The 13,115-nt window shown below is 53.7% G+C and carries 13 protein-coding genes; all 13 read right to left on the bottom strand.

The window, feature by feature from the left end:
• Positions 1 to 243 precede the first annotated feature (243 nt).
• The 13 genes from BLP78_RS04810 to BLP78_RS04870 all read right to left on the bottom strand — a co-directional run bounded on the left by BLP78_RS04810 (position 244) and on the right by BLP78_RS04870 (position 13,066).
• A complete protein-coding gene (locus BLP78_RS04810) occupies positions 244 to 1,539 on the bottom strand; it encodes a sensor histidine kinase (protein WP_036575112.1) in 1,296 nt (431 codons plus the stop codon).
• Positions 1,499 to 2,182, bottom strand: coding sequence for a response regulator transcription factor (locus BLP78_RS04815; RefSeq protein WP_090457045.1), 684 nt, complete (start codon positions 2,180 to 2,182; stop codon positions 1,499 to 1,501). Before BLP78_RS04815 ends, BLP78_RS04810 begins: the two co-directional genes overlap by 41 nt.
• A 224-nt stretch (positions 2,183 to 2,406) precedes the next feature.
• Positions 2,407 to 3,468 carry a uroporphyrinogen decarboxylase gene (gene hemE, locus BLP78_RS04820; RefSeq protein ID WP_090457047.1) on the bottom strand — a complete coding sequence of 354 codons (1,062 nt, stop codon included), beginning with the start codon at positions 3,466 to 3,468 and terminating at the stop codon, positions 2,407 to 2,409.
• Positions 3,469 to 3,753: 285 nt separating this feature from the next.
• Positions 3,754 to 4,875: a deoxyguanosinetriphosphate triphosphohydrolase gene (locus tag BLP78_RS04825; protein ID WP_090457049.1), complete on the bottom strand. Its 1,122-nt coding sequence runs from the start codon at positions 4,873 to 4,875 to the stop codon at positions 3,754 to 3,756.
• The gene (gene aroB, locus BLP78_RS04830; protein WP_090457051.1) at positions 4,868 to 5,968 is read right to left on the bottom strand and encodes a 3-dehydroquinate synthase; all 1,101 of its coding nucleotides are present in this window, start codon (positions 5,966 to 5,968) and stop codon (positions 4,868 to 4,870) included. The genes BLP78_RS04825 and aroB overlap by 8 nt, the downstream gene beginning before the upstream one ends.
• Positions 5,969 to 6,059: 91 nt before the next feature.
• Complete coding sequence (hemJ, locus tag BLP78_RS04835; RefSeq protein WP_090457053.1) at positions 6,060 to 6,473, bottom strand: protoporphyrinogen oxidase HemJ; 414 nt, start codon at positions 6,471 to 6,473, stop codon at positions 6,060 to 6,062.
• A gap of 303 nt (positions 6,474 to 6,776) precedes the next feature.
• Positions 6,777 to 7,337, bottom strand: a complete 561-nt coding sequence (locus tag BLP78_RS04840) for a NifU family protein (protein ID WP_090457056.1) — start codon at positions 7,335 to 7,337, stop codon at positions 6,777 to 6,779.
• A 12-nt stretch (positions 7,338 to 7,349) separates the two neighbouring features.
• Complete coding sequence (gene sufU / locus BLP78_RS04845) at positions 7,350 to 7,832, bottom strand: Fe-S cluster assembly sulfur transfer protein SufU (RefSeq protein ID WP_025040282.1); 483 nt, start codon at positions 7,830 to 7,832, stop codon at positions 7,350 to 7,352.
• Positions 7,832 to 9,091 carry a cysteine desulfurase gene (locus BLP78_RS04850; protein WP_090457058.1) on the bottom strand — a complete coding sequence of 420 codons (1,260 nt, stop codon included), beginning with the start codon at positions 9,089 to 9,091 and terminating at the stop codon, positions 7,832 to 7,834. The genes sufU and BLP78_RS04850 overlap by 1 nt, the downstream gene beginning before the upstream one ends.
• 2 nt (positions 9,092 to 9,093) lie before the next feature.
• Positions 9,094 to 10,404, bottom strand: coding sequence for a Fe-S cluster assembly protein SufD (gene sufD, locus BLP78_RS04855; protein WP_371128854.1), 1,311 nt, complete (start codon positions 10,402 to 10,404; stop codon positions 9,094 to 9,096).
• Between the two features lie 2 nt (positions 10,405 to 10,406).
• On the bottom strand, positions 10,407 to 11,195 hold the full coding sequence (gene sufC, locus BLP78_RS04860) for a Fe-S cluster assembly ATPase SufC (RefSeq protein WP_036575118.1): 789 nt from the start codon (positions 11,193 to 11,195) through the stop codon (positions 10,407 to 10,409).
• Positions 11,192 to 12,628, bottom strand: coding sequence for a Fe-S cluster assembly protein SufB (gene sufB, locus BLP78_RS04865; RefSeq protein WP_090457060.1), 1,437 nt, complete (start codon positions 12,626 to 12,628; stop codon positions 11,192 to 11,194). Before sufB ends, sufC begins: the two co-directional genes overlap by 4 nt.
• Positions 12,629 to 12,724: 96 nt before the next feature.
• Positions 12,725 to 13,066 carry a HesB/IscA family protein gene (locus BLP78_RS04870; RefSeq protein WP_090457062.1) on the bottom strand — a complete coding sequence of 114 codons (342 nt, stop codon included), beginning with the start codon at positions 13,064 to 13,066 and terminating at the stop codon, positions 12,725 to 12,727.
• Between the last annotated feature and the right edge of the window lie 49 nt (positions 13,067 to 13,115).

Consider the following 13,115-nt stretch of genomic DNA (forward strand, 5'->3'; position numbering starts at 1 on the left):
TCGAAAATGTATAGAATGTCGAAAGCTGCAACGGTAACAATAGTTTTTTTAATATCAGTGAAATCATGGAACAACTCGCTGCTTTATGGCTACGAAACAAACGTTATAGTTGTGCTGCCATGAAACACAGATTGCCACAACCCATGTGAAGAACCTGTCGCGGGGTTGTGATTAATTTGTGAAAGGCAAAAAAAGAACGATCACGAAGCGTGACGTTTTTGGAAACCGCAAATGCAGGGGGAATTACGGAAAGGTGATGTGGAAAGTTGCGCCTTTTCCCGGCGTGCTGTCGACCTCTATAATCCAGCCATAGTGGTCGCAGATACGCTTGACAATCGCAAGGCCGATTCCCAGGCCTTCGCCTTTCGTCGACCCGCGGAAGAAGCGCTCATAAAGGAGGGGCAGATAAGAAGGTTCGATACCGATGCCGGAATCGGAGATTGAAAGACGCTTCCGGCTGAAATTCACGCGAATGAAACCGCGCTCTGTATATTGCACCGCATTGCGAAGCAGATTCACAAGAGCCGTGTGCAATGCTTGCCGGTTTAGCGTGAGAACGGCATTCGGCTCTACTGCAACCTCGAACATGAGGCGCTTTCGATATATTTCAGTGCATACAGGCTCCACTGCATCGTAAACACACTCGGCGATTGCGACCGGTTCCATGATACCCAGCGCCTGTTCGCGAGCAAGGAATAACAATGCCTGCAATTGTTCTCCCATGCGAGTTGCCGCAACCTCGATCATTCCGATGCGCGCCCGCGCCCTCTCGGAGAAGCCCGGTTCCGTAACGAGCAGTTCGCAACTCGTCAGGATGGTGGTGATCGGGGTACGCAACTCGTGACTTATGTTGGCGGTGAACTCCTGCTCGCGCCGCAGCATGCGCGTGATGCGGTTCTGATAGTCGTCCAGTGCACGGGCGAGTTGCGCCACTTCCTCGTCCTGGCCGGGCTGGATCATTGTTGCGTCCTGTCCCGCACCGGGCGCCAGATGCCTTACTCGCTCCGCAAGATCGGTAACTTGCCTGACGAGTACGCCCGCAAGCAGATATCCCACCAGTAACGCAACTCCGACCACCGAAAGGAGCGATAAAATGATAAGAAGCCTGAGTTCCTGTTGCCGCTGATCATGGAGCCCGATTTCATAGGCAACAAGAAACTTGACGCCATCGACATGGCGTACCGCGACCCGAATCTCCTCCGGGCCCCTGAAAACCTTGTGGCGCCTGTAGTTGAGCCCTTGCAAGTATGGGGGGAGCCTGGATTCCTCGGCGGGATCATGGATGATGTACTTTTCGAGATTTGAGCCCACCTGGGGGACGAAATCGCTACTCTGGCGATAACGCTCGAGCAGATAGTCCATCTCGGTTTCCATGATCTGCTCGATATGCGCCTCTTCGATATCGTCAGAAGCGATATACAAGCTGATACCGAGTGTTCCGACGACGACTATGCAGAATACCGCAAAGGCCAGCGCAACGCGTCGGCGTAGGCCACGTTTAATCCCTGGCACGGGAAATGAGGCGGTACCCAAGTCCATGAATTGTCTCGATCGGATCGTAGCCGCCCGCGCGGCTCAAGGAACGGCGTAGTTCGTGCATGTGGCTGCGCAATGTATCGCTGGTTCCCTGCGTGTCTCCCCAGACTTCCGATTCAAGTTCCCTGCGGCTGAACACGCGGCCGGGCTCGCTCATCATGAGCGCGAGCAGCCGGATACATTTGGGGGGCAACTTGACCGCCGTGCCGGCAAAAAGCACTGATAGCGTTTTGGGATCGAATGACAGATCGCCGGTTTCCAGCATGCGGCTGGTCACTTTGCCGCCATGCCGTTTATGCATCGCAACGAGGCGGGCTTCGACCTCTTTCAGCGCGAACGGCTTGATCATGTAATCGTCGGCGCCGTGATCGAACCCTTTGAGTTTATCTTCCAGCGTATCCCGCGCTGTCAGCATCAGCACCGGTGTGTCGAGGTCCGCTTCCTGGCGAAGTTTCCGGCATAACGTAATGCCATCCATGGCTGGAAGACCAAGATCAAGCAGAATCCCATCAAATTTCTGCGTTACCGCGAGATGCAGGCCGGTGATGCCGTCAGCGGCGGCATCGACACTGTGACCGCGGGCCTCGAGAAAATCGTAGAGGTTTGTGGCGATAGCCGGATCATCTTCAATAATAAGTATATGCACGGGAAGGCTTACTAAAAAATTATAAGATAAAACGGCTTATCGGTTTTAACAACACCTAGAGAATATGCCCGATTTGAAAAATGTAGCTGATTCCGGTAGAAATAAATCAACGTCGATCCAGGTCGCTACTCGCGTTTGGTCGACCTGAGGCTTTGTTGAGAATCTAGCACAGTTCGATATGTTTTGTTGGTATTTAGTGCCTTTTTTATTTATAAAATTGGGTGCTAGCGATATTTGCGGCTGAGGGCATGAACCGCTTCCACCAGTGTGAGGGCATTCTCCGGTGGAGTAAACTGCGAAATGCCATGACCAAGATTGAAAACGTGGCCGTTGCCTTTTCCGTAACCGGAAAGAATTTTTTCCACTTCAGCAGCAATCACTTCCGGTGTCGAGAATAGCACCGCGGGGTCGAGATTTCCTTGCAAGGCAACCTTGTGCCCAACCCGCCGGCGCGCCTCGGCGATATCCACGGTCCAGTCGAGCCCAACCGCATCACAACCGCTATCCGCAATGCTCTCCAGCCATAGTCCGCCACCCTTGGTAAAAACGATGTTAGGCACGCGCTCACCGCCATGCTCGCGCTTTAGTCCTGCTAATATCTGACTGATATAGCGCAAGGAAAATTCCCGATAGGCTGCGTGGGACAAGGCGCCGCCCCAGGTATCGAAAATCATCACAGCCTGGGCGCCGGATTCGATTTGTGCATTCAGATAAGCAATTGCCGCCTGCGCGGTAATATCGAGAATGTGATGCAACAGATCCGGCCGCTGGTACAACATGGTTTTGATCTGACGGAAATCGGTACCGCCGCAACCCTCGACCATATAACAGGCAAGCGTGAAAGGACTGCCGGAAAAGCCGATCAGCGGAACCCGGTTGTCCAGCGTCCTTCGGATTTGTGAAACCGCATCCATCACGTAACGCAGGTGTACCCCGGGATCAGGTACCGTCAGTGCACGAATCTCCCATTCTTCACGTAAAGGCCGCTCGAACTTGGGCCCCTCACCATCCGAGAAGTAGAGCCCCAGCCCCATTGCATCGGGGATAGTCAGAATATCCGAAAATAATATCGCGGCATCCAGCGGGAACCGCGCCAGGGGCTGCATCGTAACTTCAGTCGCGAAATCCGGGTTTTTGCACAGAGCGAGAAAGTTGCCGGCACGCGCGCGCGTCTGGTTGTACTCGGGTAAATATCGCCCAGCCTGACGCATCATCCACACCGGGGTGTATTCAGTAGGTTGTCGCAGGAGAGCCCGCAGCAGGGTATCGTTCTTCAATCTTGTCATCGACTCCAGTTTAATCGTACAAACTCAGCAAGAAACAGCATCGTTTATGCGCCAGTTCCCGGGTAACAGCTTGTGTCCCGGATCATACCTGTTGAACTCATCTTCCTGTGGACAGGTTGTTCATGAGCTTAACCTGCTAATGTTATCAGCTATTGGCTTCCGGGTACATGCTCACGGCCAGTGGCGATTGTGGTGGAGCTTTATCCTTGCCGGCGCCGGCCGGTACGGTGATCACGAATATGAATAAGGTGAAGGTTCAGCAGCAGCAAAGGCATAGCAGAAGCGTCAGCTCTCCTCGATGGCAAATAACCGCCGATATTCCCGAATTGCATAGCGATCGGTCATGCCGGCAATATAATCGGCAACTGCCTGATGTTTATCGTGATGATACTTTGACTGAAATACCGGGGGAAGCAACCGGATATCCGAGCAAAACGCCTTGAAAAGTGCTTCGATCGTGTGTCGCGCCTTGGCACTCATGCGCGCCACCTTGTAGTGCCGGTACAGATAGTCCCGCAGAAATTTTTTCAGTTCCTGCTGCTCCTGCCAGATTTCCTCGCTGAAACCAACGAGGTATGGGGCCGCCCGCACAGCTTCAAGACTATCCGGGCGGCTATGCGCGATATTGGCGGCGCTTTGCCCGATCAGATCCCCCACCAGCGTATTGATCATGCGCCGGACGGTTTCATGAATCAAACGCCGCCCAGAGATCTCGGGGTAATGACTTTTTGCCATCGACAAATGCCGAGCGAATATTTTGACCTCCGCAAGTTGCTCCAGCGTAATCAGGCCGGAGCGCAAGCCATCGTCTACGTCGTGGTTGTTGTAGGCGATTTCATCGGCAAGATTGGCCAGTTGTGCTTCCAGTGACGGCCGCTTATCCGAAAGGAAACGCTCGCCCACATCTCCAAGCTTTACGGCATTCTTTCTGGCGCAGTGCTTGAGGATGCCTTCACGCGTTTCAAAGCACAAATTCAAGCCGTCAAATGCGCCATAACGTTCTTCCAGCACATCTACCACACGTAGAGACTGCAAGTTGTGCTCGAAGCCACCGTAATCTTTCATGCAGTCGTTCAGCGCTTCCTGCCCGGCATGACCAAATGGCGTATGGCCGAGGTCATGCGCCAAGGCAATGGCTTCAACCAGATCTTCGTTGAGATGCAGATTGCGCGCAACCGAGCGGCCGATTTGCGCTACCTCCAGGCTATGCGTTAAGCGCGTGCGAAACAGGTCGCCTTCGTGATTTACAAAAACCTGAGTTTTGTATACAAGCCTGCGAAATGCGGTGGAATGAATGATGCGATCGCGATCACGCTGGAAGGCGGTACGCCCCGGTGCTGATTCTTCCGCGATGCGGCGGCCGCGCGAACTGGCCGAAGTTACTGCATAAGGCGCCAGCTCATGCATCGGCAGTACATTCCATAAGCGTTTCAGCCAATATCTCTGCCGGCACGTCGGAATGGAGCACGGCCTCACCTATATGCCGGAGTAAAATGAAACGCATATTCCCTCCCTCTACCTTCTTGTCCAGCCCCATCAGGGATAGGTATTTTTCCGGGCCGAGATTGGGCGCCACGGCAGAAAGCCCTGCTTGCGCATAAATTTTCCGGATTCGCTCCACCTCGGCCTCGCCGATCATCCCCATGCGCTTCGATAGTTCCGCAGCCAGCATCGTACCGGCTGCAACTGCTTCGCCATGCAACCAGACACCGTAACCCATCGCATTTTCGATAGCGTGACCAAAGGTATGCCCGAGGTTGAGTAATGCCCGAACACCACTTTCGCGTTCATCGGCTTGCACAACCTCCGCCTTGTTTACGCAACTTCGGCGTATCGCCTCGACCAGTATATCGGCGTCGCGGATAAGGAGCTTGGCCATATTCCGTTCTAACCACTCCAGGAAGCCGAGATCCCGGATCAGACCATATTTGATGATCTCGGCAATGCCTGCCCGCAACTCCCTTTCCGGCAATGTATCGAGCGTTGCCGTGTCTGCCAGTACGACCCGAGGCTGATAAAAAGCGCCGATCATGTTTTTGCCAAGCGGATGATTGATACCCGTCTTACCGCCGACCGAAGAATCGACCTGTGCCAGAAGCGTCGTTGGAATTTGAATGAACGGCACTCCCCGCAAATAGGTCGCGGCGGCAAACCCGGCCAAATCACCGACGACGCCGCCGCCAAGGGCGATGATGGGCGTGCTCCGTTCACAGCGGTGACGAAGAAGCGCATCGAATATGAAGTTCAGCGTCTGCCAATTCTTGTGCGCTTCCCCGTCAGGGAGAACGATGGGAACGGTCGCCACGCCTTGGCCTTCCAGCACGCTACGCAGCCTTTCCATATAAAGGGGCGCTACCGTAGTGTTTGTGACGATTGCGGCGCGCTTTCGCGGCAATTGGTCCAGGATAATTTCGGAATGGCTCAGAATCCCACTGCCGATATGTATCGGGTAACTACGCTCACTTGGCGTAGAGGCAAAATCTACCGTGATTGTTTGCATGGTTTAGTGGTATACGATCGAGATTCTTGTCTACCTGATGATCAACAGGTTTTTGTTCGGTGGAACTCATGATGAGATAGCAAGCGATCTTTCAAAACGGCTTTACCACAACCAGGATCACCACCGCAATCAGGATCACCACCGGAAATTCATTAAACCACCGGTAATAAACATGACTGCGCCGATTGCGATCATACTTGAAATCGGCGAGCAGTTTTCCACAGTAGAAATGGTACGCGATCAGCACGATGACTAATGCAAGTTTTGCATGCAACCAGCCGCCAGAAATTCCATAACCCAGCCAGAGCCAAAGCCCGAAGAGAATTGTCAGCACCGCGCCGGGCGTCATGATTCCATAATAGAGTTTACGCTCCATCACCTTGAAGCGCTCGATGCCTGGCGCGTCATCGCTCATCGTGTGATAGACAAACAGACGCGGCAAATAAAACAATCCCGCGAACCAGGTCACCATGAAAATGATGTGTAGCGATTTTATCCAGAGCATCTGTGATTCTTCTTAACCTGAACCAGGCATCTATATGAGGTCAGGGGTGATTATGGTGCAGACAGTGAGCAGGCATCTGCCACGAGAACCGGGCGACCCACCCTGCAAGAACCGCAAAAACAGTGAAAACACAGCAGCCGATTATTTCATCGGGTGCCTGTAAGCCAGCACCTTGCAGAAATCGAGCATACTATAGCCGATCACACCGGGATGGGAAAAGGAATATCATCGGGAACGTATCTTGGCGCAGCAGGAAGCCGGGGAAGAACCCACATGCCATAAAAAGCACATGAAACCCGGTTGTTATAGCGCGACAACCTCGATATCGGGTTCTATCGATCTCAGCATATTCTGAATACCTCGCAGCGTGCCTGAGATTGAACTCGGGCACGTGCCGCAAGCACCTTGATAATGAACGCTGAGCTTGTTGCCCTCCAGCCCGAGCACATGCAGATCGCCGCCGTCACTTTGGAGATAAGGACGAACCTCCTCGTCGAGCATGATATTGATGGTATCGAGCCGCTGCTGGTCCTCCGGGCTTAACCCGGCAATTGCACTGGTTGCCGCGGCGACTGTTGCAGCCGATTGCGCATCGGCCGCGGGCGCGGCGCGGATCGGATCGGCCACTTCGCGCGCAAGGTCTTGCCAATCGGCACCGCCGTCTTGCGTTACCGTGATCCAGCGATCGACATAAAAGACGTTAGTCACATGATCGATGTCGAACAACGCAGCGGCAAGCGGATCGTCTTTCGCCTGCTCGGCATTGTCATATGAGCATGTCATCCCCCAGGTCAATGGCTCCTTCAGGATGAATTTCAGCGCGTTTCGATTCGGGGTACCTTCTATTTCCGCTATTTTTGGCATTTCCTGTTCCTTTCAAGCATCCCCTATTGGAGCATGCATCGGATCATCCTCGGACTCGGTCGAGGTGGTGGTAACGGCATTGAGCGCAGCATGCAGCGTGTGCCACGGCAAAATAGCACATTTTACTCGCGTTGGCAGATCACGCACACCCGCAAATACCGTGAGCCGCCCCAGGTGATGCTGGCCCTCGAGATCGAGCGTGCCGGTCGCCATATCACGAAACTCCTTGATCAGTGTCTCTGCATCCGCGCGCGTTTTGCCTTTCACGACGGTGGTCATCATCGAGGCCGATGCCTTGCAGATCGCGCATGATTCACCGTGGAACGCGATGCCGTCAATGCGCTCTCCATCGAGGTTTAGCGCAATATCGAGGTGATCGCCGCATAATGGGTTATGGCCAACCGCGTGGTGGCTTGCTTTATCCAGCGTGCCATAATTGCGGGGCTTCTTGTTGTGGTCGAGAATAACTTCTTGATAGAGCGATTTCGTGATCATCACATGAAAATTTTTTGCACGGTGCGAACGCCTGCGATAAATGCATCCACCTCGGCCATCGTATTGTAAAAAGCAAACGAAGCACGCGTCGTCGCCGGTACCTTGAGGCGCAGCATTACCGGCTGCACGCAATGGTGGCCGGTCCGTACCGCAACCCCTTCCTGATTCAGGAGCGTGCCGATATCGTGCGGATGCACGCCCTCGACCTCAAACGACAGTACCGCGGTCTTCGTTGCAGCCGTACCGATAATACGCACGCCCGGCATGTGGCTCATCTGTTCAGTCGCGTAGTTGAGAAGATCGAGCTCGTACGCGGCGATTGCATCCAAACCGATCGAGGATAAATAATCAACCGCGGTGCCGAGCCCGATCGCAGCCGCGATCGGCGGTGTACCTGCTTCAAATTTGTGCGGTATGGAATTGTAGGTGGTTTTTTCGAAAGTCACCGACAAAATCATGTCTCCGCCGCCCTTGAATGGCTGCATACGTTCAAGTAGCTCAGCCTTGCCATAGAGCACGCCTATGCCTGTCGGGCCGCACAGCTTGTGGCCGGAAAAAGCGTAGAAGTCGCAGTCGAGATCTTGCACGTCCACTGTCATGTGCGGCACGGCCTGCGCGCCATCGATCAGCACCGGTACATTGCGCGCATGCGCGAACGCAATCATTTCCTTGACGGGATTAACGGTACCCAGTGCATTCGACACATGCAACACACCTACGAATTTGGTTCGCTCGGTAAACAGTTTTTCGTATTCATCGATGAGGAGCTCCCCGGCATCATTGATGGGCGCAACACGGATCTTCGCGCCCTTCTCTTCCGCGAGCATCTGCCAGGGCACGATGTTGGAATGATGCTCAAGTGTAGTCAGAATGATCTCGTCGCCGGCACCGATGAATTTTCGGCCGTAACCATGCATTACGAGATTGATCGCATCGGTAGTGCCACTGGTGAAAATGACTTCCCTGTCTTCGCGCGCGTTGATGAAACGTTGCAACCTGCGGCGCGACCCCTCGTATTCCGCGGTAGCCAATTCGGATAAATAGTGCACGCCGCGATTGATATTGGCGTGCTGGGTCGTCTGGTAGCGTACCAGGCGGTCGATTACCGGTTGCGGCATCTGGCTGGACGCCGCATTGTCGAGATAGACCAGTGGTTTGCCCTCAACCTGGAGCTCGAGGATCGGAAAATCAGCGCGAACGCGATCAATATCGAACGTCGAAGCGAATTGCGGCTTTAAAGTGGAATCTATGATCTTCATGGTCAATTTCGTTGAGTCCGCTCAAGTACCGTTCGCTCAAGCCGGTGCTTGAGGGATGCAATGGAAATGCGGTCGATAATTTCGGCACCATACGCGTAAGTCAGCAGATTGCGCGCCATTACCTCGGATAGCCCACGGCTCTTGAGATAAAACAGCTCCTCACTGGCGAGTTGACCAACGGTTGCGCCGTGCGCGCATTTTACGTCATCCGCGAAGATTTCAAGCTGTGGCTTGGTGTCGATACGCGCCTTCGCACTCAGCAGCAAGTTGCGGCTCGATTGCGTGGAATCAGTACGCTGCGCCCCTGGGCGTACTGTTATCTTACCGTTGAACACGGCGTGCGCAGCGCCATCGACGATGCATTTATGCAACTGGCGGCTTGTGCAATTCGGTACCGCATGATCAATGCAGGAATGGGTATCGGCAAGCTGGCGTTCCGTAATCAAGGCCAGCCCATCGATCGCGCACTCGGCCCCCTCCGCCGCAAGCAGCACATTCAAATCATATCGTGAAATACGCGCACCAAGCGCGACGCTGACAGATCGATAGCGGCTTGCATGCGCTAACGATACCGCACAGTTTGCGATATGAAACGCGTGGATGCTGTCACGCTGCACCCGGATGTGATTAACCTCGGCATTATCTCCCAACGCAATTTCCGCCACCGCATTGGTGACATAGGTGCCTTCATGAAGCGCAATATAATCCTCGACCAGCGTGACTGAACTACCCGGTTCGGCAATCAGAAGGCAACGCGGATGACTTGCCGCCTCTGGCTGTGTTGCAATGAACAACACATGCACCGGTTCCCCCGCTGCCGTATCACGCGGTACCACGACCAGCGCCCCGTCATGAAGAAACGCGGTATTCAGTGCGGTGAACAAATTATGCTCAAACCCGGCATGTCGTCCGAGATGCGGCTCTATCGCCACGCCATGCGTGGATATCGCCGTTGACAGATCCGTGACTACCAGACCAAGCTCTCCGGCCCTGTTCGGCGATGTGGAAAACTGCGGCATGTACGTGCCATCGACGAACACGAGCCTGACCGCCGCCTCGTCCAGATAGAAACGTTCCACGTCGGCTGCTTTCACCGTCGATGCACCCCGCAGCGGCTGGAAGGACAGCTTGGCAAGCGGTGAAATATCGGTAAAGCGCCACTCTTCGTCGCGAGTCGTCGGCACCTTTAATCTACCGGCACAATCAACCGCATTTGCTCTCAACTGATTAAACCATGCGAGAGGGCTGGGCGGCAGTTGTGGCTGGCCCTGAAGCAGGCTTTCGAGATAGCTGTTGCCGGCAACCATGTTCATGCTCATGCCCCGACCGCAGCACGTTGCTCGGCGCCAACCCAGTCATACCCACGGTTTTCGAGATCGAGCGCAAGCTCTTTGCCGCCTGTCTTGATGATGCGACCCGACTCCATTACATGCACGTAGTCCGGCACGATGTAATTAAGAAGGCGTTGATAGTGCGTGACCAATATGATCGCATTATCCTTGTTGGCAAGCTGGTTCACGCCCTTGGTGACGATCCTCAGCGCATCTATGTCGAGTCCGGAGTCGGTTTCGTCGAGAATTGCCAGCCGTGGCTCGAGCAGCGCCATTTGCAATATCTCGTTCCGCTTTTTCTCACCGCCGGAAAAACCTTCATTGACGCCACGATCGAGAAAATCGGGGTTCATGTCCAGCAATTTCATTTTTTCACGCACCAGGTCATCAAATTCGAGCGGATCAAGCTCGTCCTTGCCGCGTTGTGCCTGTACTGTATTGTAGGCGAGGCGCAAGAAATGGCTATTGGCAACGCCGGGGATCTCGACCGGGTACTGAAAGGCGAGAAATACGCCAGCGCGCGCACGTTCCTCCGGTTTCAGATCAAACAGATCATTTCCTTCAAACGCTACCGAACCGCCGGTTACCTGGTATGCGTCGTGGCCGGCCAGCACCTTTGCAAGGGTGCTTTTACCCGAGCCGTTTGTTCCCATGATTGCGTGCACTTCACCGAATCTAACCGTAAGGTCGATACCCTTGAGGATTTCGATACCGTTGACAGTCGCCCGCAGCCCACGTATTTCAAGTAACGTTTTGCTATCCTGATAAATCATCCGACGCTCCCTTCGAGCTTGAACCCGAGCAGCTTGGTCGCTTCGACCGCGAACTCCATCGGCAACTGTTGAAAAACATCCTTGCAGAATCCATTAATGATCATCGATACCGCTTCCTCGCTGCCGATGCCACGCTGGGCAAAGTAAAATAGTTGGTCTTCACCGATCTTTGATGTTGATGCTTCATGCTCGACTTTGGCTTCCTGGTTGCGAACCTGTATGTAAGGAAAGGTATGGGCTCCGCATTTGTCGCCGATCAGCATTGAATCGCACTGCGAATAATTGCGCGCCCCAGTAGCGGTAGGCGCGATTCTAACCAATCCGCGGTAACTGTTATTGGAATGGCCGGCGGAGATACCCTTGCTGACTATGGTGCTACGCGTATTTTTTCCAATGTGAATCATTTTGGTGCCGGTGTCTGCCTGCTGATAGTTATTGGTCACAGCCACCGAGTAAAATTCTCCTACCGAGTTTTCGCCCTGAAGAATACAGGAAGGATACTTCCAGGTAATAGCCGAGCCGGTTTCAACCTGAGTCCACGAAATGCGCGAATTAACGCCCTTGGCCAAGCCACGCTTGGTAACAAAGTTATAAATGCCGCCCATGCCGTTTTCATCGCCCGCATACCAGTTTTGCACCGTCGAGTACTTGATGTCGGCGTTGTCCATCGCGACCAGCTCAACCACTGCGGCATGTAACTGGTTAGTATCGAATTTGGGCGCGGTACAACCCTCGAGATAGGAGACCGACGAACCCTCCGCGCCGATAATCAGAGTGCGCTCGAACTGTCCCGATTCCTCTGTGTTGATTCGGAAGTACGTAGCCAGGTCCATGGGGCATTTTACGCCTTTGGGAATAAAGCAGAATGTCCCATCCGTGAAAACGGCCGAGTTGAGCGCCGCGTAGTAATTGTCGCCTACCGGTACCACCGTGCCAAGATACTGCCTCACCAGGTCGGGATGCTCATGAACGGCTTCCGAGATCGAGCAGAAAATTATGCCCACCTCGGCAAGCTTCTGCTTGTAGGTCGTCGCAACCGACACGCTGTCGAAAATTACGTCCACCGCTACGCCGGCGAGCGCTGCCCGCTCGTGCATCGGCACCCCGAGCTTCTCGAAAGTGCGCAGCAATTCGGGATCGACCTCGTCCATGCTGTTCAGCTTCTTTTTCTGCTTCGGCGCCGCGTAGTAGCTGATTGACTGAAAATCAATCTTCGGATACTTGACATTAGGCCACCGTGGCTCTTCCATCTTGAGCCATTGCTCATATGCCTTCAGCCGAAACTCAAGCAGCCATTCGGGCTCCTCTTTCTTTGACGAAATAAGGCGGATGATGTCTTCGTTAAGTCCTTTTGGTGCGATATCGGACTCGATTTCGGTAACAAAGCCGTGCTTATAAGGCTGATTGACCAGTTTTTGTAATACTGCACTCATGTCGATTGCTCCAATGTCGTTTGCCTCGATGATACATCGAGGCGCCTGCCGCTCCGTATACGGCTCTTTTTTTTACTTCCGAGATCTTTGACACAATTAAACTTTGGCTGGTTCTTTTAAACTGAAGCTTTCACCGCAGCCGCATGTATTGTCGACGTTGGGATTTTCAAATTTGAACGAATCATTGAGCCCTTCCCTGACAAAATCCACGCGGGAACCATCAAGGAAGGGCAGGCTGTTGGCATCAACCACTACGTGAGCGTTATAAGACTCGAACATTTGATCGCCAACAAGAATTTCGTCAGCATAGTCGAACGTATAAGCAAACCCGGAGCAGCCCACCTTTTTCAAACCGATGCGCAGCGCCAATCCCTTGCCGCGCTTTGCAAGCTGCTTCCGGATCTGTTTTGCCGCGTTTTCGGTTAATGTGACTGCCATGCTATTCTCCAATTACCATTCGCAAAATAGAGTGACTAGAGTGACCAGA

This window comes from Nitrosospira sp. Nsp1 (assembly GCF_900100985.1).
GTDB lineage: Bacteria > Pseudomonadota > Gammaproteobacteria > Burkholderiales > Nitrosomonadaceae > Nitrosospira.